The 26200-nt window shown below is 67.4% G+C and carries 27 protein-coding genes, 2 other RNA genes and 2 pseudogenes; 18 read left to right on the forward strand and 13 right to left on the reverse strand.

Going from position 1 to position 26200, the window contains the following annotated elements; translation table 11 throughout:
- Window positions 1–73: 73 nt before the first annotated feature.
- Entirely contained in the window at window positions 74–805 is a 732-nt protein-coding gene (locus tag ACTTAG_RS11890) for an NAD(P)-binding domain-containing protein (protein ID WP_444462528.1), read from the reverse strand.
- Window positions 806–982: 177 nt separating this feature from the next.
- On the opposite strand from ACTTAG_RS11890, the gene ACTTAG_RS11895 reads away from it, so the two are divergent.
- The 8 genes and pseudogenes from ACTTAG_RS11895 (at window position 983) to ACTTAG_RS11930 (ending at window position 9040) form a co-directional block, all read left to right on the forward strand.
- Window positions 983–1147: a hypothetical protein gene (locus ACTTAG_RS11895; RefSeq protein WP_444462529.1), complete on the forward strand. Its 165-nt coding sequence runs from the start codon at window positions 983–985 to the stop codon at window positions 1145–1147.
- A 2-nt stretch (window positions 1148–1149) separates the two neighbouring features.
- Window positions 1150–1305, forward strand: a complete 156-nt coding sequence (gene hemP, locus ACTTAG_RS11900; RefSeq protein ID WP_444465244.1) for a hemin uptake protein HemP — start codon at window positions 1150–1152, stop codon at window positions 1303–1305.
- A gap of 448 nt (window positions 1306–1753) precedes the next feature.
- A complete protein-coding gene (locus ACTTAG_RS11905) occupies window positions 1754–2869 on the forward strand; it encodes a sulfate ABC transporter substrate-binding protein (RefSeq protein ID WP_444462530.1) in 1116 nt (371 codons plus the stop codon).
- Window positions 2870–3054: 185 nt separating this feature from the next.
- Window positions 3055–4134 carry an efflux RND transporter periplasmic adaptor subunit gene (locus tag ACTTAG_RS11910; protein WP_444462531.1) on the forward strand — a complete coding sequence of 360 codons (1080 nt, stop codon included), beginning with the start codon at window positions 3055–3057 and terminating at the stop codon, window positions 4132–4134.
- Window positions 4131–4508 (forward strand): hypothetical protein, encoded by a 378-nt coding sequence (locus ACTTAG_RS11915; protein ID WP_444462532.1) that lies wholly within the window; start codon window positions 4131–4133, stop codon window positions 4506–4508. Before ACTTAG_RS11910 ends, ACTTAG_RS11915 begins: the two co-directional genes overlap by 4 nt.
- A 63-nt stretch (window positions 4509–4571) precedes the next feature.
- A pseudogene (locus ACTTAG_RS11920) lies at window positions 4572–5180 on the forward strand (efflux RND transporter periplasmic adaptor subunit); the annotation flags it as partial.
- Window positions 5177–8251, forward strand: a complete 3075-nt coding sequence (locus ACTTAG_RS11925) for an efflux RND transporter permease subunit (protein ID WP_444462533.1) — start codon at window positions 5177–5179, stop codon at window positions 8249–8251. The pseudogene ACTTAG_RS11920 and the gene ACTTAG_RS11925, both read left to right, overlap by 4 nt.
- Before the next feature lie 57 nt (window positions 8252–8308).
- Entirely contained in the window at window positions 8309–9040 is a 732-nt protein-coding gene (locus tag ACTTAG_RS11930) for a hypothetical protein (RefSeq protein ID WP_444462534.1), read from the forward strand.
- Window positions 9041–9098: 58 nt separating this feature from the next.
- On the opposite strand, the gene rpmG is transcribed toward ACTTAG_RS11930, so the two are convergent.
- The 8 genes from rpmG to gatC form a co-directional block, all read right to left on the reverse strand.
- Window positions 9099–9266, reverse strand: a complete 168-nt coding sequence (rpmG, locus tag ACTTAG_RS11935; protein ID WP_011750518.1) for a 50S ribosomal protein L33 — start codon at window positions 9264–9266, stop codon at window positions 9099–9101.
- A 130-nt stretch (window positions 9267–9396) separates the two neighbouring features.
- A complete protein-coding gene (locus tag ACTTAG_RS11940; protein WP_444462535.1) occupies window positions 9397–10107 on the reverse strand; it encodes a tellurite resistance TerB family protein in 711 nt (236 codons plus the stop codon).
- 58 nt (window positions 10108–10165) lie between these two features.
- Complete coding sequence (locus tag ACTTAG_RS11945) at window positions 10166–10552, reverse strand: DUF302 domain-containing protein (RefSeq protein WP_444462536.1); 387 nt, start codon at window positions 10550–10552, stop codon at window positions 10166–10168.
- A 64-nt stretch (window positions 10553–10616) separates the two neighbouring features.
- An RNA gene (gene rnpB, locus ACTTAG_RS11950) (RNase P RNA component class A) lies at window positions 10617–11021 on the reverse strand.
- A 162-nt stretch (window positions 11022–11183) separates the two neighbouring features.
- Window positions 11184–11873 (reverse strand): N-acetylmuramoyl-L-alanine amidase, encoded by a 690-nt coding sequence (locus ACTTAG_RS11955; RefSeq protein ID WP_444462537.1) that lies wholly within the window; start codon window positions 11871–11873, stop codon window positions 11184–11186.
- A complete protein-coding gene (locus ACTTAG_RS11960) occupies window positions 11870–12178 on the reverse strand; it encodes a hypothetical protein (RefSeq protein ID WP_444462538.1) in 309 nt (102 codons plus the stop codon). The genes ACTTAG_RS11955 and ACTTAG_RS11960 overlap by 4 nt, the downstream gene beginning before the upstream one ends.
- Before the next feature lie 429 nt (window positions 12179–12607).
- A complete protein-coding gene (gene gatA, locus ACTTAG_RS11965) occupies window positions 12608–14086 on the reverse strand; it encodes an Asp-tRNA(Asn)/Glu-tRNA(Gln) amidotransferase subunit GatA (RefSeq protein ID WP_444462539.1) in 1479 nt (492 codons plus the stop codon).
- Window positions 14083–14370, reverse strand: a complete 288-nt coding sequence (gene gatC, locus ACTTAG_RS11970) for an Asp-tRNA(Asn)/Glu-tRNA(Gln) amidotransferase subunit GatC (RefSeq protein WP_444462540.1) — start codon at window positions 14368–14370, stop codon at window positions 14083–14085. The genes gatA and gatC overlap by 4 nt, the downstream gene beginning before the upstream one ends.
- 114 nt (window positions 14371–14484) lie before the next feature.
- Here gatC and ACTTAG_RS11975 point away from each other — a divergent pair.
- The 6 genes and pseudogenes from ACTTAG_RS11975 to ACTTAG_RS12000 all read left to right on the forward strand — a co-directional run bounded on the left by ACTTAG_RS11975 (window position 14485) and on the right by ACTTAG_RS12000 (window position 18385).
- A pseudogene (locus tag ACTTAG_RS11975) lies at window positions 14485–15179 on the forward strand (metal-dependent hydrolase).
- A 285-nt stretch (window positions 15180–15464) separates the two neighbouring features.
- Window positions 15465–15563: signal recognition particle sRNA small type (gene ffs, locus ACTTAG_RS11980), an RNA gene on the forward strand.
- 124 nt (window positions 15564–15687) lie between these two features.
- The gene (locus ACTTAG_RS11985; protein WP_444462541.1) at window positions 15688–16980 is read left to right on the forward strand and encodes a lipoprotein-releasing ABC transporter permease subunit; all 1293 of its coding nucleotides are present in this window, start codon (window positions 15688–15690) and stop codon (window positions 16978–16980) included.
- Entirely contained in the window at window positions 16973–17656 is a 684-nt protein-coding gene (locus ACTTAG_RS11990) for an ABC transporter ATP-binding protein (RefSeq protein ID WP_444462542.1), read from the forward strand. The genes ACTTAG_RS11985 and ACTTAG_RS11990 overlap by 8 nt, the downstream gene beginning before the upstream one ends.
- Complete coding sequence (locus tag ACTTAG_RS11995; RefSeq protein WP_444462543.1) at window positions 17653–17973, forward strand: arsenate reductase family protein; 321 nt, start codon at window positions 17653–17655, stop codon at window positions 17971–17973. Before ACTTAG_RS11990 ends, ACTTAG_RS11995 begins: the two co-directional genes overlap by 4 nt.
- Window positions 17974–18103: 130 nt before the next feature.
- Window positions 18104–18385, forward strand: a complete 282-nt coding sequence (locus tag ACTTAG_RS12000; RefSeq protein WP_444462544.1) for a helix-turn-helix transcriptional regulator — start codon at window positions 18104–18106, stop codon at window positions 18383–18385.
- 66 nt (window positions 18386–18451) lie between these two features.
- Here the strand turns inward: ACTTAG_RS12000 and ACTTAG_RS12005 are convergent, their stop codons facing one another.
- The 4 genes from ACTTAG_RS12005 to proS form a co-directional block, all read right to left on the reverse strand.
- Window positions 18452–18658: a cold-shock protein gene (locus ACTTAG_RS12005; RefSeq protein WP_444462545.1), complete on the reverse strand. Its 207-nt coding sequence runs from the start codon at window positions 18656–18658 to the stop codon at window positions 18452–18454.
- 378 nt (window positions 18659–19036) lie between these two features.
- Window positions 19037–20983 carry a threonine--tRNA ligase gene (gene thrS, locus ACTTAG_RS12010; RefSeq protein WP_444462546.1) on the reverse strand — a complete coding sequence of 649 codons (1947 nt, stop codon included), beginning with the start codon at window positions 20981–20983 and terminating at the stop codon, window positions 19037–19039.
- Window positions 20984–21263: 280 nt separating this feature from the next.
- On the reverse strand, window positions 21264–21893 hold the full coding sequence (locus ACTTAG_RS12015) for an outer membrane protein (RefSeq protein WP_444462547.1): 630 nt from the start codon (window positions 21891–21893) through the stop codon (window positions 21264–21266).
- A 185-nt stretch (window positions 21894–22078) separates the two neighbouring features.
- On the reverse strand, window positions 22079–23416 hold the full coding sequence (proS, locus tag ACTTAG_RS12020; protein ID WP_444462548.1) for a proline--tRNA ligase: 1338 nt from the start codon (window positions 23414–23416) through the stop codon (window positions 22079–22081).
- 256 nt (window positions 23417–23672) lie between these two features.
- Here proS and ACTTAG_RS12025 point away from each other — a divergent pair, with 256 nt between their 5' ends.
- The 4 genes from ACTTAG_RS12025 to ACTTAG_RS12040 all read left to right on the forward strand — a co-directional run bounded on the left by ACTTAG_RS12025 (window position 23673) and on the right by ACTTAG_RS12040 (window position 26200).
- The gene (locus ACTTAG_RS12025) at window positions 23673–24074 is read left to right on the forward strand and encodes a DUF1842 domain-containing protein (protein WP_444462549.1); all 402 of its coding nucleotides are present in this window, start codon (window positions 23673–23675) and stop codon (window positions 24072–24074) included.
- 99 nt (window positions 24075–24173) lie between these two features.
- Complete coding sequence (locus tag ACTTAG_RS12030; protein WP_444462550.1) at window positions 24174–24671, forward strand: NYN domain-containing protein; 498 nt, start codon at window positions 24174–24176, stop codon at window positions 24669–24671.
- Between the two features lie 78 nt (window positions 24672–24749).
- On the forward strand, window positions 24750–25013 hold the full coding sequence (locus ACTTAG_RS12035; protein WP_444462551.1) for a hypothetical protein: 264 nt from the start codon (window positions 24750–24752) through the stop codon (window positions 25011–25013).
- Window positions 25014–25096: 83 nt separating this feature from the next.
- Complete coding sequence (locus ACTTAG_RS12040; RefSeq protein ID WP_444462552.1) at window positions 25097–26200, forward strand: AI-2E family transporter; 1104 nt, start codon at window positions 25097–25099, stop codon at window positions 26198–26200.

Raw genomic sequence — 26200 nt, forward strand, 5'->3', positions numbered from 1 at the left:
CGGTTATCAACCATCCAAAAGGGGGCTTCGGCCCCCTTTTTCTTTTGCGCCATCTGTCCTGCGGGCGCGCGGCTCAGGGGTCTTGCGACAGCCGCGTCAGGCCCTCCGCCAGCGCCGCCGGCAGCCCCGCCTGCATCATGTGCTGGCGCAGGCGCTGGTTGTAGCCCCCCTCGGTGTCAAGCGCGGCCAGAAGATCGTCAAGCCGGTCCGCGGCAAGGCTGCTTCTGACCAGATCGCCCAGGAAGGCCTCGGCCGCCACCGGATCGGCGCCGCGCCCGGCCAGCCAGCGTGTCGTTTCGGCCAGCATCAGCGCCACCGGCGACAGCACCGCCTGCGCCGAAAGCCACAGCGGCAACTCTGCCTCGGAGGCGAGCGCATGAATGCGGTTGCGCGCCCCGAACAGGGTCTCGATCAGCTCCGTCGCGCCGCAGACAAGAATCGGCGAGCCGCCGCGGGCAATGGCCGGATAGGGCAGCATCACCGCCTCGGCCCGGGCCGGGGCCACCCAACCGGCCAGCTGCCCCAGCCCCACCCCCGCCATCAGCGAGATCACCCGTTGCCCGGGGCGAAACCGCAGGCCGGGCAGCAGGGCTGCGGCGGTCGCGCCGACCAGCCCGACAATCACCACCTCGGACGCGTCCAGCACCGCCTGATTGGGCGCGATCCGCACGCAGGCAAAGTCGCGCGCCAGCGCCGCGGCATGGGCCGCCCCGCGCTCCGAAACGATGATCGCATGGCCGTCCCCGGCAATCCCGCGCACCACCGCACTGGCAATCGTGCCCGTCCCCAGAATCCCGATCCGCATCCGCCCCTCCCCGGTCATCATCCCCGGCCCAGACAACCGGCTGCGGGCCGGATTGCCAAGCCCTTTCGACCGCGCTCGGCGCAGCGCTTTTCCGAGTAAAAGATTCGGTCTTTACATACCCAATCAAATCTGTCAGGTTTACCTCATGGTTCACCACATTCCGCCAAGGATCACGCCATGACCCGCGCTCTTCTCCATCGCTTCCGTCCGGCCGCGCCGCCACGCGACGACCGGGCCTCGGCTTCGTTTTCCCTGACCGATCTGATTGCCGCGCTCAGTTCCGGCTTTGATCACGCGCAATGCTGCGAGGCGCTGCTCGACCGTCGGGAGGGGCGCGCATGAACATGAGCCTGCCGCTGTCGGGCACCGCCACCGCGGTCCTTCCCGCGCATGATGCGCGCATTCTGACCAGGGGCGGCAACCTGGCGCAGATCGATCTCGACGGACAAACCTATACGCTGCGTATCACGCGGCAGGGAAAGCTGATCCTGACCAAGTGATCCCCCGGTCGGGCGGACGTCCCTGAACTCTCTCATCGCTGACTTGGGGCCGGGAAACCGGCCCCCTTTTCATGTCTGAAGCGCGATCTCCGCCCTCCCCGGCCGAACCGGACCGCGCCAGCGCCTTGAACCGTGACGGCCTGCGCCCGCAACACCCCCGAGTCGGGGCCGAGTCGCGGGCGCGCGGCGGGGAATGAAATTCCATAATCACGACAAAATGAAACGTGATTATCTCTTGTAAATAACGACCAAAACGGTGGATATTTAGGGCATCCACATCGTCACCCGCCGAAAAGGAGACGCCGATGATCCGCCACGTTCAGACCACCCGCCTGCCCGCCTCCTTGTCCGGAACCATGACCTGCCCAATGACCTGCCTCGGGCCGCGCCATCTGGGCCACGGCCCCGCCCGCCCCCGTCTTCACAGCTCTTTCTGATCGGATCTCCCATGCTGACCACGATTTCCCTCTCCCGCCACATCACCGCCCAGGGCGTCAAGACCGCCGATCATGCCGACGGCCGCATCACCATCGCCGATGGCGCGCGCCGCCTGACCGGCTGGCCGATCGCCCGCATCGCCCGCACCACCACCGCCCTGCTCGCGCTCTTGCTGGCGGGCCTTGGCGGCGCACCGCAACTGCAGGCCGAAACCCTGCTCAATGTCAGCTACGACCCGACGCGCGAACTTTACCGCGAGGTCAACGCCGCCTTTGCCGAACACTGGACCGCCGCGGGCCATGACGCGCCGCAGATCGAGACCTCGCATGGCGGCTCGGGCGCGCAGGCCCGCGCGGTGATCGAGGGGCTGACCGCGCAGGTGGTGACGCTGGCGCTGGCCTCCGACATCGACAAGATCGCCAAGGCGGGCAAGCTGCCCGCGGACTGGCAAAGCAAGCTGCCGCACAATTCCGCGCCCTATACCTCGACCATCGTCTTTCTGGTGCGCGAGGGCAACCCGAAGGGGATCACCGACTGGGGCGATCTGGTCAAGGACGGCATCGAGGTGATCACGCCGAACCCGAAGACCTCGGGCGGGGCGCGGTGGAACTATCTCGCCGCCTGGGCCTGGGCGGAAAAGAACGGCCGGGACCCGAAGGCCTTCCTGCATGACCTGTTCGCCCATGTGCCGGTGCTGGACAGCGGCGCGCGCGGGGCGACGACGACCTTTGCCCAGCGCGGCATCGGCGATGTGCTGCTGGCCTGGGAAAACGAGGCTTACCTGTCGCTGAAGGAACTGGGCGAGGATCAGTTCGACATCGTCGTCCCCTCGGTCTCGATCCTGGCCGAGCCGCCCGTGGCGCTGGTCGAAGGCAATATCGCCAATGACGATCAGCGGGAACTGGCCACGGCCTATCTCGACTTCCTTTACAGCCCCGAGGGTCAGGCGATCGCCTACAAGAACTTCTACCGCGCCTGGGATGCGTCGAAGGCCGACCCGGCCGATGTGGCGCGGTTTCCGAAACTGGAGCTGGTGGATATCGCCCATTTCGGCGGCTGGGGGAAAGCGCAGCCCGAGCATTTCGGCGATGGCGGTCTTTTCGATCAGATCTACGCGGCGAAATAAGCCCGGACCGCCCGGCCTGAGGCGCCCCTGCGGGGGCGCCTTTCGTTTGCCGCAACGACAGGGCCGGGCAAGGCGCATCAACCCTTCCTTGGCAGCTTTCCTGTCCTATGATCGCGCGACCGACCGGCAAGACCGTCGCGAATCGGACGGCGCCGACGGCTCGGCCCGCTGCGAAGGAAGACAGAATGCGCAAGAAGGCGCCGCACCGCATTGCCCTGCCCGCCGCCGTGACGGCCGGGCTGCTGGCCCTGGCGCACCCGCTGGGGGCCGAGACGCCCCTGGCGGTCGAACTCGTCACCGCCCATACCGCCCCGGTCTTTCTGCATTTCGAGCTGTCGGGCAGCATCGAACCGGCCGAGGCGGTGCCGGTGGGCTTTCGCACCGGCGGGCGGATCGTGGCGCTGAAGGTGCAGGTGGGCGATCAGGTCGCGGCCGGGCAGGTTCTGGCCGAGCTGGACCCGACCCAGGCCGCCGCCGCGCTGCGTGGCGCCCGCGCCCAGGCCGAGGCGGCGGCAGCGCTGCTCAAACAGGCCGAACAGGCGCTGGCCCGGGCCGCGGAGCTGACCCAGCGCGGCGCCGCCACCCAAGCCGCGCTCGATGCCGCGACCGAAGCCGCGCTCTCTGCCCGCTCGGCCGAGGATCAGGCCCAGGCGGCGCTGGCCAAGGCCCGGCAGGGTCTGGACGATTGCACGCTGACCGCCCCCGCCGCGGGCATCGTCACCGCCCGCGCCGCCGAGCCCGGCCAGATCGTCGGCGCGGCGCAGACCGTGCTGACCATCGCTCGCGACGGCGCCCGCGAAGCCGTGCTTTACGTCCCCGACTTTCCCGCGCTCGATCGTTTTCGCGACCGCAGCGTGACCCTGCGCCCGGTCGATGGCGCGGGCCCGCCGCTACAGGCCGTGGTCACCGAAATCGCCCCCCTTGTCGCGGGGGCCACCGGCACCGTGCGGGTCAAGGGCCGGCTGGCCGAGGGCGCCCCCCCCCCCGGCCTTGGAACCGCCATCGTCGCCGTCGTCGATCTGCCGCTCGGCTCGGCTATGGCGCTGCCCTGGACGGTTCTGGTGACGAAAGACGGCGGCCCGGCGGTCTGGACCGTCGATCCCGCCACCCGCCGCGCCGAGCTGCGCGCGGTGCGGGTGTCGCGCTACACCGACCGCAGCATCGACGTGGCCGAGGGCCTGTCGGAAGGCGCGCTGGTGGTGGCGCGCGGCGCGCATCTGCTTTACCCGGGCCGCGCCGTGATCGCGACGGAGACGACACCATGACCCGCCCGGTTCTGGCCCTGCTGCTGACCCTGCTGACCCTGACCCCGGCGCTGGCCGACCCCGCGCCGCGGCCGGTGGTGTCGGAACGCGTCACCGGCTCGGCCGTCGCCTCGCGCGATTTTCCCGGCGTGATCGCGGCCGAGGTGGAAACCACGCTCGGCTTTCAGACCGCGGGCCGGATCGAGACCCGGCCGGTGGTTGCAGGCGATGCCGTCATCGCGGGGCAAGTGCTGGCGACGCTCGATCAGGTGACGCTGGCCGAGGATGTCGCCGCCGCCGAAGCCGGTCTGCGCGCGGCCCGGGCCGATGCCGATTTCGCCGCGCAAAGCCTTGGGCGGGCACAGGAATTGCACCGCCGCGGGGTTGCGCCCTAAGCCACGCTCGAAGCCGCCGAGGCCCGGGCCACCGCCGCCCGCGCCGCCGTCTCCTCGGCCCGCGCCGATCTGACCCGCGCCCGCGACGCGGCCCGTTTCGGCCGCCTGACCGCCCCCGCCGCGGGGGTCGTCAGCCAGATCCTGGCAGAGCCGGGCACGGTCGTCACCCCCGGCACGCCGGTTCTGCGTCTGGCCACCGCCGCCGGGCGCGAGGCGGTGATCGACGTACCCGAAGACATGCTGGCGGTGCTGCCCAAGGACGCCCGCTTCACCATCGAAACCCGCGGCGACGGCGCGCTGACCGTGGCGGGGCGCTTGCGGCTGATCGAGCCCGTCGCCGATGCCTCGACCCGGGCGCATCGGCTGCGCATCGCGCTCGACGGCGGCGGGCCGGGCTTTCGTCTGGGCACGCTGGTCACCGCCCGGCTCGATCTGCCCGAGGCGCCGCTTCTGACCCTGCCGCTGGCCGCTCTCCTGACCGACACCGACCCGCCGCAGGTCTGGCGCATCGGCCCAGACCGGCGCGCCGAAGCGGTGCCGGTGCGGCTTGGCCAGCGCCTTGACGACCGCGTGGTGATCACCTCGGGCCTTGCGCCGGGCGACGAGGTGGTGATCCGCGGCATCCGCTCCATCACGCCGGGCCAGGCTCTCGGACCAAGGGTATCGCCATGAAGTTCAACCTGTCCGACTGGGCTTTGCGGCATCGCTCGATGGTGTGGTATCTGATCCTCGTCTCGCTTCTGGCGGGGGTGCTGGCCTATCGCAACCTGGGCCGCGAGGAAGACCCCTCCTTCACCATCAAGATCATGATCGTGACTGCGATCCTGCCCGGCGCCACCGCCGAGGAGACGCGCGAACAGGTCACCGACCGGATCGAGAAGAAGCTGCAGGAACTGCCGAACCTGAAGTTCACCCGTTCGGAGACCTTTCCGGGCCGCGCCGTGGTGCAGCTGGAACTGACCCCCGAAACAAGGGGCGAGGCGGTGACGCGCACCTGGCAGAAGGTGCGCAACATGATGGCCGACATCCGCCCCGATTTCCCGGCGGAATTCGCGGGCTTTCATTTCAACGACAGCTTCGGCGATGTCTATGGCTCGATCTATGCCTTCACCGCCGACGGCTTTTCCCCGCAAGAGGTCAAGGACCGGGTGGAAAAGGTCCGCTCGGCGGTGCTGACGCTGAAGGCGGCGGGCAAGGTCGAGCTGATCGGCACGCAAGATCCCGTGGTGCATGTGGAATTTTCCGCCCGCAAGCTGGCCGCCTTGGGGCTGGATCAGGCGCAGGTGCTGGGCACGCTGGCCGCGCAGAACGCCATCGTGCCCTCGGGCGTGATCCGGACCGCGGATGAGCTGGTGGCCGTACGGATGTCGGGCCGCTTTGCCGATGCCGCCGAACTGGCCGCAGCCCCCCTGCGCGTGGGCGAGATCTTCTTTCGGCTGTCCGATGTGGCGACCGTCCGCGCGGGCTTTGCCGATCCGCCCGACAGCCTGTTTCGCTTCAACGGCCAGCCCGCGGTGGGGCTGATCATCGGCATGAAACAGGGCGCCAACATCCTCGATTTCGGCGCCGAGCTGAGCGCGCTGATGGACCGGGTGGCCACCGAATTGCCGGTCGGCATCACCCTGCACAAGGTCGCCGATCAGCCGCAGGTGGTCGAGCAGTCGGTGAACCACTTCCTGCGCGCGCTGGCCGAGGCGGTGGCCATCGTGCTTCTGGTCTCCTTCATCTCGCTCGGCTGGCGGGCGGGGCTGGTCGTGACCCTGTCGATCCCGCTGGTTCTGGCGCTGACCTTCGTCATTCTGGACGCGATGGGGGTGACGCTGCAGCGGATTTCGCTGGGCGCGCTCATCATCGCGCTGGGGCTTCTGGTCGATGATGCGATGATCGCCATCGAAACGATGATCGCGCGGCTGGAGGCCGGGGACACGATCGCCAAGGCCGCCTCGCATGCCTGGACCTCGATCGCCTTTCCGATGCTCTCGGGCACGCTTGTGACCGTCGCGGGTTTCATTCCGATCGGGCTCAATTCCAGCCAGGCGGGGGAATACACGCTCTCGCTGTTCTACGTCATCGCAATTTCGCTGATGCTGAGCTGGGTCGTCGCGGTGCTCTTCGCACCCTTGATCGGGGCGAGCCTGCTTCCCGCGGCAATGCCCCATCACGACGCCCGCCCCGGCCGGCTGCGCCGCGGCTTCCATCTGCTCTTGCGGGGCGCGATGCGGGCGCGCTGGCTGACCATCGTGCTCACCGTCGCGCTGTTCGGCACCTCGCTTTACGGCATGCGCCATATCGAGCAGCAGTTCTTCCCCGCCTCGGACCGGCCCGAACTGCTGATCGACGTGACGATGCGGCAGAATTCGGCGATAGCCGCCACCGACGGCGCGATGGCGGAACTGGACCGCTGGCTGGCCACCCGCCCCGAGGCCGCCTATTGGACAACCTATGTCGGCCGCTCCTCGCCGCGGTTCCTGCTGTCGCTCGATGCGCCGACGCCGGTGCCCTTCATCGGGCAGATCGTCGTGATGACGAAGGGGCTCGAAGAGCGCAACGCCCTGCGGCAGGCCTTGGCCGAGCATGCCGCGAAACTGCCCGGGGTCGATGTGTTTTCGAAGCTGATCGAGCTGGGCCCGCCGGTCGGCAAGCCAGTGCAATACCGGCTGATGGGCCCGGATCGCGGGCTTTTGCTGACCGAGGCGCAGAAGCTGGCCGAGCGGCTGGCGCAGGATCCGCGGCTGTCGAACATCACGCTGGACGAGGGCGAGCCGGTGCGGGTCGCCCGCGTCGTGCTGGATCAGGAGCGGCTGCGGCAACTGGGCCTGACGCAAAAGGATGTGGCGCAGGCGCTGCAGACGCTGTTCGAGGGCGTGACCATCACCGAATTGCGCGACGGCCAGACGCTGGTCGATGTGGTGGCGCGCGGCGCGGCGGCGGACCGCTCGCGGGTGGGCTCGCTCGCCTCGCTGCAACTGCCCTCGCCCTCGGGGGTGCCGGTGCCGCTGCTCAGCTTCGCGACGCTGGATTGGCAGATGGAGCCGCCGGTGCTGCATGCCCGCAACCGGGTGCCGACGATCACGGTCAAGGCCGCGGTGGTGGGGGCGAACCAGCCCGCCACCGTCACCCGCGATCTGGCCCCGGCGATTGCCGAACAGATGGCGCGGCTGCCCGCCGGAACCACGATCGAGCCCGGTGGCGTCGCCGAAAGCAGCGGCGAAAGCCAGGCGCCGATCGTCGCCGTCGTGCCCTTGATGGTGCTGATCATCCTCACCCTTGTGATGGTGCAGATGCAAAGCTTCCGGCTGATGTTCATCGTGCTGGCGGTGGCGCCCTTGGGCCTGATCGGCGTCGTCGCGGCCATGCTGCCTTCGGGGCAACCGCTGGGATTCGTGGCGATTCTGGGCGTGCTGGCGCTGGTCGGCATCCTGATCCGCAATTCGCTGATCCTGATGGCCGAGGTCGAGGTGCTGATCGGCGCCGGAAAAAGCCGCTGGGACGCGGTCTTCGAGGCGTCAGACAGCCGGGCCCGGCCGATCCTGCTCACCGCCGCGGCGGCGTCGCTGGCGCTGATCCCGATCTCGCGCGAGGTGTTCTGGGCGCCGATGGCCTTTGCGATGATGGGCGGCATCATCGCCGGAACGCTGGTCACGCTGGTCTTTGCGCCTGCGCTTTACTGCGCCGTGTTCCGGGTGCCCGCGCCGCCGCGCCCGCCGCGCCCCGTGCCCGAGGCGCTGCCCGGCCGCGATTAACCCCCCGTTCACCAATCCCTGTCATCCTCGGGCATCGCCGTTGCCCGAGGCTTGCCGATGCTGACGCCCCTGCCTCCGCTCACCACCCCAAGCCCGCTGCCCGCGGGGACGCAGTCCCTGCCGCTGCCGCAGGGCGCCGATGCGCACCGCGGCGCGACCCTCCCCCTGCCCGATCTGCCGGACCTGCCGGACTTGCCGACGACGGCCCCGGCCCCGCAATCCCGCCCGGGCCCCGCGGCCGGGATGCCGCTGCCGGGCGCCCCCGCCACGGCCACGGCCGACCCCGCGGCAACGCTGCTGGCGCGTGCCACCGCGCTCTCGGCCGAGGCGCTGGCGACCGCCGCCACCGCCCCGCAGGGCAGCGCCGCCACGCCGATGTCGCTGGTGGCGGCCCAGATGCAGGTCGACCCCACCGCCCTGCAGGCGGTTCTGGCGCAACAGGCGGCCACCCGCGCCCTGCCCGGGGCGCATCGCCGCCCCGATCCGAAATCCGACGATCCGCCCGCGCCGATGCTTTCGGTCCCCGACGAGGGGTTCGACCCGCATGCGCCGCATCCGCCCCCGGTCCTGCCCGCGCATCCCGGCGCGAAACCCGCCCCCGAGGCGGAAGCCGCCGATGCGCCCGACCCGCGCGGGGATCGCAAGCGCCCGCCCGATCCGCAGCCCTCGCATCGCCCCGACCAGCCGCCGCCCTTCGCCCTTGTCCCGCCGGAGCTGCGCCCGGTGCTCTGGACCCTGGCCGGGGCGGTCTTTGCGGGCGTTTTCGTGCTGACGCTGCTGGCGCTTTGACCCGAAATGCAAAAGGCCGCCCCGAAGGACGGCCTTGACCCTTGCAGGCGACAGGATCTTACTTGATCTTGCCTTCCTTGTACTCGACGTGCTTGCGCACGACCGGGTCGTATTTGTTCACCGTCATCTTCTCGGTCATGGTGCGGGCATTCTTCTTGGTCACATAGAAGTGCCCGGTGCCCGCCGTCGAGTTCAGACGGATCTTGATCGTCGTCGGCTTCGCCATTCTCAGTCTCCCAGTGTCGGATGCGCCTGCATCCGCGAAATCCTTGAAGCCTGCCTTTTAGTCAGCCGCCGCGCGGAGTCAACCGCAAAGGCACGCGCAGGCGCGTTTTTTCGCAGCCCCAGCGCCAAGATCACGGCGCGGGCTTGCCCATGCCCAGATGCACCTGCGCCACCGTCTCGGGGTCCAGCGCCAAAGCGGCCGAAAGGCTGCTCAGATAGCTCCTTTCCGCCTCGGTATCGACGGTGATCGCCATCAGCGCCGCGGAATAGACCTGCACCCGCGCGGCTTCGTGGACATCCGCGACAAGCCCCGCAATGTCGATCGGCGCGTCAAGCTCGGCCTGAACGAAGGCCACCTCCTCGGCGCTCGCCTCGCCCAGCTGCGCCAGGATCTGCGCCTTTTCCGCCGCGTCGATCGTGCCATCGGCCTTGGCGGCCTGAATCATCGCGCGGATCATCAGCTTGGCATGCGCCTCGGCCCCCGCCGCCACCGCCGGATCGGCCAGCGCCGTGCTCATCATCTCGCCCAGGCCCTTCGCCCCGGCCCCCGCCGCCGCGCTCATCGACCCGAACATCGTCCCCAGATTCGACTGCGCCGCCTCGGTCGCCGTGGCCGCCTGGGCGCCGAAATTGGCCAGCATCTGGCTGACCGTCTCCTTGCCGCCCGGAACCCCCATCTTCGCGGCCCAGTCGCCCATCTGCTCGGCCATGCCACCGGGCTTGCCGGCGTCGCGCAAAGCCCCCTTCATGCCCTCAAGGCCGCCCATCTGCTGAAAGCGCTGCACGCCCTTGGCCGCCGCAAATCCCACGGCCAGCGTGGCCAATGTCTTGACGAAACTCATCCCGTTCCTCCCGATCTGGTGGTATCCAACGCATTCGGGCGCCCGCGCGCCCGGACGCTCAAAGCTTGTCCATCATCGCCGCATAGATCGCGCGGACTTCCTCGGCCACCTTACGCGCCCCCGCCTCCTCGACCGCGGCGAAAGAGGCCACCGGATCGACGGCAGAGACTTCCACGCCGCCCTCGACCGCGCGCAGCATCACGTTGCACGGCAGCATCGCCCCGATTCGCGGCGAGGCTTCGATGGCGGCAAAGGCATGGCCCGGATGGCAGGCGCCAAGGACCTTGTAGGCCGCCATGTCGCGGTCGAGCTTCTTTTTCATAGTCGCGGCGACGTCGATTTCGGTGATCACGCCGAAACCGGCCTCGGCCAACGCGGCGCGGGTGCGCGCCTCGGCCTCCTCGAAGCTGACGCCGGTCAGGACGCGGTCGATCGTATAGCCCATGATGTCCTCCGTTCTGGGGTTCCCCCAATGTCGGAGCCTCGCCGCCCCGGTGCAAGGGCGAAGGATGCGCGGAAGACCTGTAAGCCGGATTTTGTCCGGGGTTGCCCCCTGGATGACCATTCCTCTGGGTCTGCGGTCACCCGCAGCCTCAAGCCGCCAACCCGGACACCTCGGGGCGAAGCTCCCCTGCCGTCCCCCGTTTCCGGTTGCGGCGCGGCATCCCTATTCGGCGTTGCTCCCGGTGGGGCTTGCCGTGCCGGTCCTGTTGCCAGTCCCGCGGTGGGCTCTTACCCCACCGTTTCACCCTTACCCCGCAAGCGGGGCGGTCTGTTCTCTGTGGCGCTTTCCTTGGGGTTGCCCCCGCCGGGCGTTACCCGGCACCGTTGCTTCATGGAGTCCGGACTTTCCTCGGCCGCCCAGCTATCCGAAAAACGGAGCTATGGGCCGCCGCGGTCATCCGGTCTTCCGCGCCCGGCCCTGATACGCCGCGCCCCGGGCAAAGGTCAATGGGGGCGCTGCCCCCATACCCCCGGGATATTTGGAGCAAGATAAACAAGGATCCCCGTTTCGGCTTTTATCTTGCCGAAAATATCCCGGGGGGAGGCGCAGCCGGGGGGCAGAGCCCCCCTCCTCAGCTGGACCGCCAGGCGCCGCCATCCGAGCCGAAGCGCAAGGCGAGATCGTTGATCATCGCGATATCGGTGGCCTCAAGCGGGCCCTCGTGGCGCGGCCGGAAACGCAGCCGAAACGCGGCGAGCAGCACCTCGAAGGGCGCCTCGGGGTAGCCGAAGGTTTCGGCAAGTGCCATAAAGGCCTCGGGCGTGACGGGCGGCACACGGCCTGCGGGCGCGGGCCAGATCGCCAGATCCTGCCGGGCGAGCCGGGCCCAGTCGAACCGCGGGCCGGGGTCGATCTTGCGCCCGGGCGCACAGTCGGAATGGGCGATCACCGCCTCGGGGCCAAGGCCCCAGCGCGCGAAGATCTCGGGCAAGAGCCGCTCCAAGGCCGCCATTTGCGGTTCCGGAAAGGGCGCGTCACCCGTGTTGGCCAGTTCGATCCCGATCGAGCGGGAATTCACATCCTCTTGCCCCATCCAGCCGCCCGCCCCGGCGTGCCAGGCGCGAAAGCGTTCCGGAACAAGGGCTTCCACCCGGCCATCCTCGGCGATCAGCCAATGCGCCGAGACCTCGGCCGCCGGGTCGCAGAGCCGGTCGCGCGCCGCGGCGCAGCTCGCCATGCCGGTGTAATGCAAAACGATCAGCTCGGGCTGCGCACCGCCGCGCCGCTCTCCGAAATTCGGAGAGGCGGGGGTTCCGGTCACGGACGCGCCGCCTGGAAGGGCCGCGGGTCCCAGCTGCAGGCGAAGCCGTCGCCATCGGGATCAAGGTTGCCCGGGTCCTTGACCGGGCCGCCCTTTTCCAGAAACGCGCGCTGCGCCAGATCGGGCGAGACGAATTTCGCGCAGGCCTTGTCGGTCGCGGTCATCTTGAAGCCGTTGCGCTCATAGACCTTCTGGCCAAGCGTGTTGGTCGCGGCCAAAGCATAGGCGGCAAGGTTCGGCCCCGCGGCCCCCGCCGTCGTCATGTCGGTGACCGGGGCCGGTCGGGTGCCATCATAATGCGACATCGCATCCATCGGCAGGCCGGGGGGCGCGCGGCTGGCCGTTCACGCCGACATATTCGCCCGTCGTCGGATTGACCGGCGCGGGGCCGGGCCCCGAGGGCGCGGTGGCCCGCAGCGCCGCCAGCGCCTCGGCGCCGATCGTGCCCTGCGGCGCGGCGGCGGCCGCCGCATCCAGCGCGGCACGGTTGCCGTAAGCGGCGGTCGAAGGCGCGGCGGGCGTGGTGGCGCTGAGCGGCGCGCCCGGCTGCCCGGGGGGCGGGCAGCGTGGTCGTGGTCATCGGCGCGCCCTGCAGGGCGGCTTCGCGTTGCTGCAGGTAGCTTTGGTAATCGCCAAAGCCCACCCCCGCCGCCGAATTCGGCACCGAGGGCTCGCAAGCCGCCAGCACCAGCCCCGTCAGAACGAACCCGACCGCCTTGCGCATCGCCGTCTCCTTACCACCATTTCGCCGGTTTCGCGGCAAAGCCCGCGGCCGTTTCCAGCACCAGCGCCTGATTGAGCAGATCGCCCTCTTCCCAGGGGCGGCCGATCAGCTGCAGCCCCATCGGCAGGCCCTTGGCATCCAGCCCCACCGGCACCGAAATGCCGGGCAGACCGGCGAGGTTGACGGTCACGGTGAAGACGTCGTTGAGATACATCTCGACCGGATCGGCGTCTTTCATCTCGCCGAGCCCAAAGGCCGAGGACGGCGTCGCAGGCGTCAGGATCGAATCGATCCCGGCGGCAAAGGCCTGATCGAAATCCTGCTTGATCAGCGCCCGCACCCGCCGCGCGCGGTTGTAATAGGCGTCGTAGAAGCCCGCCGAGAGCACATAGGTGCCGATCATGATGCGCCGCTGCACCTCGGGGCCGAAGCCCTCGGCGCGGGTCTTTTCATACATGTCGACGATGCCCTCGCCCGCCGAGAGTGTCGCGCGGTGGCCGTAGCGGACACCATCATAGCGCGCGAGGTTCGACGACGCCTCGGCCGGGGCGATGACGTAATAGGCGGGCAGCGCGTATTTCGTATGCGGCAGGCTGATCTCGACGATCTCGGCCCCCGCATCCTTCAGCATCGCCGCACCGTCAGACCAGAGCTTTTCGATCTCGGCGGGCATGCCCTCCATGCGGTATTCACGCGGAATGCCGATCTTCTTGCCGCGGATGTCGCCCGTCAGCGCCGCTTCGAAATCGGGCACCGGAATATCGGCGCAGGTCGAATCCTTGGCGTCGTTCGAGGCCATGGTGCCAAGCATGATCGCCGCATCGCGCACCGATTTCGTCATCGGCCCGGCCTGATCAAGGCTCGACGCAAAGGCCACCACGCCCCAGCGGCTGACGCGGCCATAGGTCGGCTTGATGCCGACGATGCCGGTGAAGGCGGCGGGCTGGCGGATCGAGCCGCCGGTGTCGGTGCCGGTCGCGGCCAGGCACAGATCGGCGGCGACGGCTGCGGCCGAGCCCCCCGAAGACCCCCCCGGCGTCAGCTGCCGGTCATCGACCTTCCACGGGCTGACCACGGGACCATAGCAGGCGGTCTCGTTCGAGGAGCCCATGGCGAATTCGTCCATGGACAGCTTGCCCAGCATCACCGCGCCCGCATCCCAAAGGTTCTGCGTCACGGTCGATTCATATTCCGGCTTGAAACCTTCAAGGATGCGCGAGGCGGCCTGCGACGCCACCCCCTTGGTGCAAAACAAGTCCTTGATGCCCAAAGGAATCCCGCACATCGCCGGGGCATCGCCCGCCTTGATCCGGGCATCGGCGGCTTTCGCCTGCGCCAGCGCGATCTCGGGGGTCTTCGCGCAAAACGCATTCAGCGCGCCTGCGGCGTCGATCTCGGCCAGACAGGCCTCGGTGATCTCGACCGAGGTCACTTCGCCCGCCTTCAGCGCATCGCGGGCGGCGGCGATCGTCAGTTTGTTCAGGCTCATTCGACCACCTTCGGCACGGCAAAGAAGCCCTCGCGGGCATCGGGGGCGTTTTTCAGCACGGCTTCGGGATAGTTGCCGTCCGTGACCACATCGGTGCGCCGTTTCAGCCGCATCGGCGTGACCGAGGTCATCGGCTCGATGCCGTCCACGTTCACTTCGTTCAGCTGTTCCATGAAGGTGAGGATGCCCGAGAGCTGCTCGGCCAGTTTCGGCAGGTCGGATTCGGGCACGCGGATCCGCGCCAGATGCGCCACCTTGCGGGCGGTGTCGATGTCGATGGACATGGGTTGCTCCGGTTGACTTGGGCCGGGTTTAGCGTCCGGGGGCGGGTGATTCAAGCGCCGCTTCCCTTTGGGCGCGCCTGCGCTAGACTTTGCGCGGAAAATGGGAGGAGCGGCATGAAACTGACATGGTTCGGGCATTCCGGGTTCCGGCTTCAGATCGAGGGCGAGGTGATCCTGATCGACCCCTGGCTGAGCGGCAATCCGATGTTCCCGATGGCGCGACGGGCCGAGGCGCTGGCGGGGGCGACGCATATCCTGCTGACGCATGGCCATGGCGATCATTCCGCCGACACTTTGGCGCTGGCGCGGGAATTGGGCGTTCCGGTTGTCGGCATCTATGACACGATCAGCCATTGGGAAGCGGCCGAGGGGATCGCGGGCGTCGGCTTCAACAAGGGCGGCACGGTGAGTCTCAATGGCGCGAAGGTGACGATGGTGCCCGCCTCGCATTCGTCGTCGATGAGCGGCCCGAACGGCCCGGTCTATGCGGGCACCGAGTCGGGGCTACATGATCGCGGGGGGAAGGTCACATGATCTATCTCTCGGGCGACACCGGGATTTCCGCCGAGATGGGCTGGATGGGCGAATATTTCCGCCCCGACATCGGGATCCTGTCCTGTGGCGGGCATTTCACCATGGACATGAAGGCCGCCGCCTGGGCCGCGAAGAAATACTTCGAATTCAAGGTGGTGGTGCCGTGTCATTACCGCACCTTCCCGCTTCTGGAGCAATCCGCCGCGGTGCTGGCCGCGGGCCTGCCCGGCGTGCAGGTGATCGAGCCCGAGGTGCTGGTGCCGATCGCGCTTTGAGCGGGAAGACCTGACCGAGGCCATCGCCGAGGTCACGCGCCACATCGGCCCCCTGACCGCCGGGACGCCAAAGCGTCCCGGCCAGCGCCCGCCCCGCCCATGGCGGGCGCTTCTCGCCCGCCGGGGCAGGCGCTGGCCTCTCTTGCGCCTGGGGATGCGGTCGTGCGGCGGTCGCTGCGCATCGGGCGGGGAAAAGCGGTGCTTTTCCTGATCCGCCCGAAACCGCGACGCACAGGGACGCACAGCCCGCTTGCAAGCCATCGCATCCGCCCTTATATGAGCCCTTGAGAGGTTGGCGCGGGCGAGCGCCTCGCCAACCCGGTCAGGTCCGGAAGGAAGCAGCCGCAACGAGCCCCGCTTGGGTCGATGTCCAGCCTCTCACCCTTCCCCCGCATGCCTCTGCCGAACCCCCGCTGTTCCGGGGGCATCGCCCACAAGGTCGTTACGCATCGTGGCTTGACCTTTGCCCGCCCAAGGGCCAGCTTGCCCCGACTTTTGGGAGCGCTTCATGGCCACTCGCACCGCGCCGTTTTCCGGCTTCGAATTCCTCATCGCCTGGCGCTATCTGCGCGCCCGCCGCGCCGAGGGCGGCGTCAGCGTGATGACCTGGATCAGCCTGATCGGCATCATGCTGGGCGTCGCGGCGCTGATCATCACACTCGCCGTGCGCGCGGGCTTTCGCGCCGAATTCGTCGACACGATCCTGGGCTCGAACGCCCATGTCACGGTCTATTCCGCGCCGATGGAAGTGGCCCCCGAGACGGGCATCTTTTCCAGCCTGATGCCCGATTACGACGCCCGCGCCGCGCGGCTGGCGCAGGTGCCAGGCGTCACCCGGGCCGCGCCGCTCATTCGCGGCCAAGTGATGGCGACGATGAACGATCGTTCAAACGTCGCGGAAGTCTATGGAATTTCATATGAAAACCTGATGACCGTTCCCCGCGTCGCACATTCGACCCAGATCGACGGCGAGATCGAAAGCTTCGGTCGGGGCATCGCCATGGGCTCTGAACTGGCGCGCGAACTGGGCGTTTCGGCGGGCGACACGGTCAAGCTGATCTCTCCGAACGGGGTCAAGACGCCCTTCGGCGTCTCGCCGCGGGTGAATGCCTATACCGTCGTTTACATCTTCACCGCCGGGCGCTGGGACATCGACCGCACCCGCATCTACATGCCCTTTGCCGAGGCCCAAAGCTTCTTCAACCGCGAGGGAGGCGCCGACGAGATCGAGGTGATGGTGAAAGACCCCGAACATGTCGATGACCTGACACCGCAGCTGATCGCGGCGGGCGGCGCAGGCACGATGCTTTGGAGCTGGCGCGATGCCTCGGGCGCGTTCCTGCGCGCGCTGACGATGGAGGACAATGTGATGTTCGTCATCCTGTCCGTGCTGGTCCTGATAGCGACGATGAACATCACCTCGGGGCTGATCATGCTGGTGAAGAACAAGGGCCGCGACATCGGCATTCTGCGCACGATGGGGCTGACCGAGGGATCGGTGATGCGGGTGTTTTTCCTGTGCGGGGCCTTCACCGGCACGATCGGCACGGCGCTGGGGGTGGGGCTTGGCGTGCTGTTCGCGCTCAACATCAGCCATGTGATGGAGGCGGTGAACTGGGTCAGCGGCGGCGGCGCCTGGGACCCCTCGATCCGCGGCATCTATGAACTGCCCGCAAAACTCCTGCCCTGGGACGTGGCCAAGGCCGTGCTTCTGGCGCTGGGGCTCAGCTTCGTGGTGACGATCTTTCCGGCCCGCCGGGCGGCGCGGCTGAACCCGGTGGAGGCGCTGCGCTATGAATGACGTGCTGAAGCTGGAGATGTTGGAAAAGTGCTATAATCGCGGCAGGCTGAACCAGATTTCGGTTCTGAAAGGTGCGAATTTGACAATTCCGCGCGGGCAGGTGGTGGCGCTTGTCGCGCCTTCGGGGGCGGGGAAATCGACGCTTCTGCACATTGCCGGGCTGCTCGACACCCCCGATTCCGGGCGGGTGATCGTGAACGGACAGGACATGACCGGGGCGAAGGACGCCGCCCGCACCGCCGCGCGGCGCGAGGCCTTGGGCTTCGTCTATCAGTTCCACCACCTGCTGCCCGAATTCACCGCGCTGGAAAACATCGTCCTGCCGCAGCTGGCCAATGGCACCTCGCGCAAGGTGGCCGAGGCGCGGGCCGAGGAGCTGCTGGCCCGGGTCGGGCTGAAGGAGCGCGCCGGGCACCGGCCCTCGGCGCTGTCGGGCGGGGAGCAGCAACGCGTGGCCTTTTGCCGGGCGCTGGCGAACCGCCCTGCCCTGCTGCTGGCGGATGAGCCCACCGGCAACCTTGATCCCGCCACGTCGGAAACGGTGTTTTCGGCGCTGATGGAGCTTGTGCGCGCGACCGGGCTTTCGGCGCTGATCGCGACGCACAACCTGGAGCTTGCCGCGCGGATGGACCGGGTGCTGCGGCTGACGGACGGCCAACTGGTGGAGGCGAAATGATCGTTTACGGCATCAAGACCTGCGGCACGGTGCAAAAGGCGCTGGCGGCGCTGAGCGCGGCGGGCAAGGCCCCGGTGCTGCGCGATGTCCGCAAGACGCCGCTGACCCCCGAAGAGATTGCGGAATTCGTCGCGGCCTTCGGCGACAAGCTGATCAACCGCAGCTCGACCACCTGGCGCGGCCTTTCGGAAACCGAGCGCGCCGCGCCGATCGAAGCCCTGTTGCGCGCCCATCCGACCTTGATGAAACGGCCGGTGATCCGGGGCAACGGGCTGACGCTGGGCTGGGACGCTGCCGCGCAAAAGGCGCATTCCTGACGCGTTCTTCCCTCTAACGCGTCGAAATAAGCTCAAAGTTGCCGCGTCTTATAACTTCAGGATGATAGGCTGGCGCGGCGTTTCGCGCTACTTTTCCCATGGGGAAGAGGCGAGATACAGGCAGGACGTCATGACCGCAATTCCGAAGCCGCGGGTAGAATTCCCGCGCGAGGAAATCCGTTCCCAGTCGCAAAGCTTCTGGACGCAACTCGCATGGATCAGTGCGGGGGCCTCGCCCCTGATGGCCTGGCGACGGGCGGCGCGGATGAGCGTGGCCGATCTGGCGCGGGAATCGGGCGTCACGCCCGAGATCATCACCGCGATCGAAGCGCGGCGCCACAGTCCGAGCCGGCTGGAACTGGTCGCGCTGGCGGCCTCGCTGGGCCTGAGCGTTGGCGATCTGCAGGACTGAGCGGCCCGCGGAAAGGAAAAAAGCCCGCGTGGGCGCCGCGGGCCTTCTCGACGGCAGGAGCGTCGTTCAGAGAAGTTTCAGATCGCCCGCCGACGAGCGGCCGTCGCGCCCCGAGATCATTTCAAAGCTGATCTTCTGGTTGTCGCTGAGCGACTTCAGCCCGGCGCGTTCCACCGCCGAGATGTGGACGAACACGTCCTTGCCACCCCCATCGGGGGCGATGAAGCCATAGCCCTTGGTGGTGTTGAACCATTTCACGGTTCCGGTAGCCATATCTCTCTCCTCGTATTGGCCCGGGGCGACATTGCACCGGGACGTGCAGCCAGGTCTTCCAGGGTCTTCCGGCTGCCCCGAAAAGGGAGCGGTAGGAAAGTCCAAGTTCACGCGGGGGGAAGCGTGCCATAGACAGACCAAAAATCAACGGCCAAAGCGCCGCAGGGGCTGATTTCAAAACCTGCGACATTTTCGCACCCCAAGGTTGAAGGTAGAATAATTTCAGGATGTTGCGGACAGGGCTTCAGCCCGGAACAAAGCAAAAACGGGGGCTGGAACAGCGGCGGGTGGTCACAGCCCGGCCCCGGCCCGCGCAAAGCAAAACGCCGCGAAAGGGCTCGCGGCGTTCGGCGTTCGGGTCGAAAGATCCGGTCGGTCTCAGCGCAGATCGGGCGGCGTCGCCTCGGCCTTCAGCGCGGCGACGATCGCGTCCAGCGCCACGGTTTCGGTGCGCGTATCGCCCAGACGGCGGACCGAAACCGTGCGGGTCTCGACCTCCTTGGCGCCGATGGCGAAGATATAGGGCACCTTGCCCAGGCTGTGTTCGCGGACCTTGTAATTGATCTTCTCGTTGCGGGTGTCGCATTCGGCGCGAATCCCCGCCGCGATCAGCGCGGCCGCGACGTCTTCCACGTAATCATCGGCTTCCGAGGTGATCGAGGCCACAACGACCTGCCGCGGCGCCAGCCACAGCGGCAGCTTGCCCGCATGCGATTCGATCAGGATGCCGATGAAACGCTCGAAACTGCCCAGACAGGCGCGGTGCAGCATGATCGGGCGATGTTTCGCGCCGTCGGGGCCGATGTAACTCGCGTCAAGCCGCTCGGGCAGGTTCGGGTCCACCTGCAGCGTGCCGCATTGCCAGTCGCGCCCGATCGCATCGGTCAGCACGAATTCCAGCTTCGGCCCATAGAAGGCGCCCTCGCCCGGGAAAATCTCGTAGTCATGCCCGGCCGCGGTGACGGCATTGGCCAGCGCCGCTTCGGCGTGATCCCAGCTTTCCTCGGAGCCGATGCGCTTTTCCGGCCGGGTCGAGAGCTTGATACGCCATTTGTCAAAGCCCAGATCGGCATAGACCGCCGACAGGAACTCGATGAATTTCTTCGTTTCCGCCTCGATCTGATCGGGCATGCAGAAGATATGCGCATCGTCCTGGGTGAAGCCGCGCACCCGCATGATGCCATGCAGCGCGCCCGAGGGTTCATAGCGCGCGCAGGACCCGAATTCCGCCATCCGAAGCGGCAGATCGCGGTAGGATTTCAGCCCGACGTTGAAGATCTGCACATGGCAGGGGCAGTTCATCGGTTTGAGCGCGTTGATCACCTTTTCCCGCGCGCCTTCCTCGTCAACCTCGACGATGAACATGTTCTCGCGGTAGTTTTCCCAATGCCCCGAGGCCTCCCAGAGCTTGCGGTTCACCACCTGCGGCGTGTTCACCTCGACATAGCCGTCGGCACGCTGGCGGCGGCGCATGTAATCTTGCAGCGTGGTGTAGATCGTCCAGCCGTTCGGATGCCAGAACACCTGACCCGGCGCTTCCTCCTGCATGTGATAGAGGTCCATCTCGCGGCCGAGCTTGCGGTGGTCGCGCTTCGCGGCCTCCTCCAGCATGGTCAGATGGGCTTTCAGGTCATCGCGGGTGCGAAAGGCGATGCCGTAGATGCGCTGCAGCATCGGGCGCGTGCTGTCGCCCAGCCAATAGGCGCCCGCGACATGGGTCAGCTTGAAGGCGTCGGCGGGCACCTGCCCGGTATGTTGCAAATGCGGGCCGCGGCAGAGATCCTGCCAGCTCCCGTGCCAATACATCCGCAGATCTTCCCCCTCGGGGATGCGGTTGACCAGCTCCACCTTGTAGGGCTCGCCCGTCTTTTCGTAATGCGCGATGGCATCTTCGCGCGACCAGACCTCGGTCTTCACCGGCTCGCGCGCGTTGATGATCTGCTTCATCCGCGCTTCGATCTGGCCCAGATCCTCGGGGGTGAAGGGCTCGGCGCGGTCGAAATCGTAAAACCAGCCCGCATCGCGGACCGGGCCGATCGTCACCTTCACATCCGGCCAGATCTCCTGCACGGCGCGGGCCATGATATGGGCCAGATCGTGGCGGATCAGTTCCAGCGCCGGAACCGGGTCCTTCATCGTGTTGATGGAGATGCGCGCGTCGCGCTTGATCGGCCATTGCAGATCCCAATGCGCGCCATCGAGTTGCGCCGAGATCGCGGCCTTGGCCAGCGAGGGCGAGATCGAGGCCGCCACTTCGGCCGCCGTCACCCCTGCGGGGTAATCGCGTTTGGCACCATCGGGAAAGGAAAGGGAGATCTGGGACATGCGTCCTCCTCGTCGGTTTGGCGGCTACAAAGCGCCCGGCTGCGGGTTATGATGCGCCGGGTATGCGCCGGGGCGGCAGGCGTGTCAACCGCGGCGCTTTTGCACAGGCAAAAGAGGGGGGCGCTGCCCCCCTCTTGGCCTTTGGCCAATTCACCCCCCGGGATATTTGGACCAAGGTGAAACACGGCCCTTTCACCTTGGTCCAAATATCCCGGGGGGAGTCCTGAAAGGACGGGGGGCAGAGCCCCCCTCCTCCCCGGTGTTTCGCAAGCGCTCCGGCTCAGAACCGGAAGCTCGCGCGCAGCTGCGCGGTGTTGAAGTTGGTGTCGACGCTGCCATTCCCGCCGTCGAAATCGGTGCTCAGCTCGCGGCGGATCAGTTCGGCACCGACCGACCACGTGTCGCTCACCGCATAATCGACGCCCAGACCGTAGTTCATGCCATCGGCGGCGCCATTGGTCAGCGTGTTACCGTTCTTCCAGTCGCCGCGCGAATAGCCGACGAAGGCATAGGGCAGCACCTTGCCATAGGCCATCCCGGCGCGGGCCTTCAGGTCGATCATGGTGTCGAAGCTGCCCGGCGCGCCCTCGAGGTTGAAATCGGTCGCCTGGGCCGCGATCTCACCGCCGTAGACCAGCGCGCCATTTTGCAGGTTGTAGCCGCCCATCACGCCGTAGCTGCCGCGGCCGATCCCGAAGGCGGTGCCGGCGGGCGCGTAGCTGACGCCGCCGCTCGTGGCCGCGCCACCGGTGACGCCGGCGTAGAAGCCCGCCCAGGACTGCACCGGCGCGGGCGCCGGGGTCGCGGCGATCGCCGGTTCGCTTTCGACCACCGGGGGCGTCAGGCCACCGGCAAAGGCGGGGGCGGCAAGGCTTGCCATCGCGGCGATCGCAACACTGAGCTTTTTCATCTGTCTCATCCTTCAGCAAAGAGGCTTGATGCCAGACAGATCTTCCTTTTTCCAAACAAGTTCAATGTTTTGGCCGGGAACTTCGAAACACGTTCGCTCAAGTCCCCGTGCCTTGTCCGTGAAGAAAGGGCCCGCGTCCTTGTGGCGCGGGCCCTCTTTTCAACCGCTTCGGCGCCCCGAAGGGCTCACATTTCGGCGTAGATCTGCGCGATGCGATCGACCGCCGCTTCGGCCGACATTTCCTCGCTTTCGCCGCTCCGGCGCGAGGTGAGTTCCACCATGCCATTCGCCAGACCGCGCGGGCCGACGGTGATCCGCCAGGGCAGGCCGATCAGATCCATCGTGGCGAATTTCGCCCCCGCGCGTTCGTCGCGGTCGTCGTAAAGGGGCTCGAGCCCCTTCGCCACCAGCGCCTTGTAGATCCCGGCACAGGCCGCATCGGTCGCCGCGTCGCCCTGTTTCAGGTTGACGATGCCGACATGGAAGGGCGTCACGCCCTCGGGCCAGATGATGCCGCGTTCGTCATGGTTCGCCTCGATCAGCGCGCCCAGAAGGCGGCTCACGCCGATGCCGTGCGAGCCCATCTCGACCGGCACGCGCGAGCCATCGGGGGTGACGACGGTGGCGCCCATCGCCTCGGAATATTTCGTGCCGAAATAGAAGATCTGCCCCACCTCGATGCCGCGGCCGACGCAGCGGCGCTCTTCGGGGATTTCGTTGAACACCGCCTCGTCGTGGGTTTCGTCGGTGCGGGCGTAAAGCGTGGTGAATTCCTGACAGATCGCCGCCACCTGATCGCGGTCGTCGTAATCGACGTCGCGCTTGCCCAGTTTCAGCTCGGGCACCTTGGCGTCATAGAACACCTCGGATTCGCCGGTCTGGGCGAGGACAAGGAATTCATGCGTGTTGTCACCGCCGATCGGGCCCGAGGCGGCGCGCATCGGAATGGCGGTCAGCCCCATCCGTTCATAGGTGCGCAGATAGCTGACCATGTGGCGGTTATAGGCATGCAGCGCATCTTCGCGGGTCAGGTCGAAGTTGTAGCCGTCTTTCATGTAGAATTCGCGGCCGCGCATGACGCCGAAGCGCGGGCGGACCTCGTCGCGGAACTTCCACTGGATGTGATAGAGCGTCAGCGGCAGGTCTTTGTAGGACGACACATGCGCGCGGAAGATGTCGGTGATCATCTCCTCGTTCGTCGGGCCGTAGAGCATCTCGCGCTCGTGCCGGTCCTTGATGCGCAGCATTTCCTGACCGTAATCGTCGTAGCGGCCGCTCTCGCGCCACAGATCCGCCGGTTGCAGCGTCGGCATCAGAAGCGGAATATGCCCGGCGCGGATCTGTTCTTCATGCACGATCTGCTCGATGCGCTTGAGGACCTTGAAGCCCAGGGGCAGCCAGGAATAGATCCCCGCCGCCTGTTGCTTGATCATCCCCGCGCGCAGCATGAGCCGGTGCGAGACGATCTGCGCCTCGGCGGGGTTTTCCTTGAGAACGGGGAGGAAGTAGCGGGAAAGGCGCATGGGCAAGCCTCGGCACAGGGTTTCTTTGCGCAAGTGGGTAGAGGAAACGCCGTCGCGGGGCAAGATGGGGCGGGGCAAGAGGAGGCGGGCGCGCATCCGGGGCGGAAAAACCCGCTGGCGGCCCCGGGTGATTCGCCTTATGGTTGCATTTAATCGCGCAAGGGTTGCGCCGCGCGATGCCAAGACCTCGGACGGTCGCCGACCGCCGGGCAGACTTCGATACCTTCACACCGCCTGTTCAGGAAAGGTCGAAACCATGTCGATGGGTCTCTATCTCGTCACGCTGGAGCTGAGGAAGGAACATGCCGTTGGCGGGGCCTCGGCCCAGCTGGCGCTGTGCATCAATGCCGCCGATCAGGAGATTTCGGGCAATGTCAGCGGCGCCCGGCTGGAAGGGACGCAATTCCCGCAAGACTTCAAGGGCGCCGTGAATGGCGGCTATCACGATCTGCAAAAGGACCCGACCGCGCGCGTGGCGATGGTGCATGGCCGCGTGGTCGAGTCGACGCGGGGCGGGCCGCCCAGCGCGCATCTGACCTGTTTCACCGCGATCTTGCGGGTGAATGCGCAATGGGTCGGCAAGGCGCAATTTCTTGTCGGCGATGCCGAATATGCCTGCGAGGTGACACCGCTGCGGGTGCCCGAACCGGCCGAGTAACGCCGCAAGACGGTCTTGCGACCCCGCCCCCGGGGCCGCAAGGCCGCCCGCGACATTGCGGGGCTTGCAAGGTGCGGAGGCTGTGGCAAGATCGCCGCCATGTCGCTGTTTATTGATCTTCTGCCGCTGATTGTTCTGCTGCTGGTCGTCTTCGCCCTGCTGCGGCTTTTCGCCTTCCTGCGCCGGGACCGTCGTCCGGTCCTTTTGATCGACGGCTCGAACGTGATGCACTGGTGCGACGGCACGCCCAGCCTGACCCCGGTGCAGGAGGTCGTCCGGGTGGTCGCGGCCGCAGGCTTCCGGCCCGGGGTGATCTTCGATGCCAATGTCGGCTACAAGCTTGTGGGGCGCTATCGCGACGACCGCCACATGGCGCGGGCGCTTGGCCTGCCCGAGGATCAGGTGCTTGTCGTGCCGAAGGGCGAGCCCGCCGATCGCACGCTTCTGGCCGCCGCGCGCGACATGGGGGCGCGGATCGTGACGAACGACCGCTATCGCGACTGGGCCGAGAGCCATCCCGAAATCGCCACGCCCGGGCAGCTGATCCGCGGCGGCTGGCGCGAGGGCGCGGTTTGGCTGGACATGCCCCCCGGCTGATCGGCGAATTCCCCCCATCCGCCCGCCGGACGGAAAATTTCATTTGGCCTCAGGCCAATCCCTTGCCATGCTGCCGCCATGACCGAAGCGCCCTTCCTGATCGAAACCGACCATGCGCTGCTGCGCCACCATCTGCGCGGCATCCGCATCATCGAGCTGCGCCAGATCGGCGGCACGCCCGAACATGGCGCCGAGATGATGGCGCATCTGGAAAACCTCGGCTTTGCGGTGAAGTTCCGCAAGCTGGAACGGATGTCGCCACCGCCGCTGCTGCGGATCGCCTTTCGCTACCCCGGCCCCGGCACCGCCGAAATGACGATCGCTCCCGACGTCGGCGCCTGAGGCGGGCGCGTTTTCACGCCATCGGCACTTGCAACCGCAGCCTAAAACCCCGATTTTGCGGCCTGTATCGCAAGGAGAGGCGCATGGCCCTGCCGGTTCGCAGCCAAATCACCATCTGGGGTCTCAGCGCGGCCGTGCTGGCGCTGGCGCTGTGGAAGCTGGGGGATGTCATCCTGCCCTTCCTCGTCGGCGGCGCCATCGCCTATTTCCTCGACCCGCTGGCCGACCGGCTCGAACGGCTCGGGCTGAGCCGGGCGCTGGCCACCGCCACTATCGCGCTGATCGCGACGCTGGGGCTGGTGATCCTCGCGCTGGCCGTCGCGCCGCTTCTGGTGCGCCAGCTCATCGGTCTGGTCGAGACCGCCCCCGCCATCGCCACAAGGCTGCAGGGGTTCCTGACCACCACCTTCCCCTCGATCATGGAACATGGCTCGATCATCAATGAATCGCTGACAAGCCTTGGCAATGCGGTCAAGGCGCGGGGCGGAGAGCTGGCGCAGGGGCTTTTGTCCTCGGCGATGACGCTGGTCAATGCGGTGGTCTTTCTGGTCGTCGTGCCGGTCGTGACCTTTTACATGCTGCTCGACTGGGACCGGATGGTGGCGCAGATCGACGCGCTTTTGCCGCTGGACCACGCCCCCACCATCCGCCGTCTGGGGCGCGACATCGACCGGGTGCTGTCGGGCTTCGTGCGCGGGCAAGTGTCGGTCTGCCTGATTCTGGGCGCGTTCTATGCCGCCGCGCTGATGGCGGCGGGGCTGAGCTTCGGGCTGCTTGCAGGCGCCATCGCCGGGGCACTGACCTTCATTCCCTATGTCGGCGCGCTGGTGGGGGGCGCGCTGGCCATCGGGCTGGCGCTGTTTCAGTTCTGGGGCGACTGGATGTCGATCGGCCTTGTCGCCGGGATCTTCGCCATCGGCCAGTTCCTTGAGGGCAACGTGATCACCCCGCGGCTGGTCGGCAATTCCGTGGGCCTGCATCCGCTGTGGCTGATCTTCGCGCTCTCGGCCTTTGGCACGCTTTTCGGCTTTGTCGGCATGCTGGTGGCGGTGCCGGTCTCGGCGATGATCGGCGTGCTGATCCGCTTTGCCATCGAGCACTACCTGCAGGGGCGGCTTTACCGCGGTCTGGCCGGGCTTGAAGACGCGCCGACGACGCTTTCGGATGCGACCGAGGACAAGGCGTAA

The organism is Rhodobacter capsulatus (assembly GCF_052363185.1).
Taxonomy (GTDB): Bacteria; Pseudomonadota; Alphaproteobacteria; order Rhodobacterales; family Rhodobacteraceae; genus Rhodobacter; species Rhodobacter capsulatus_E.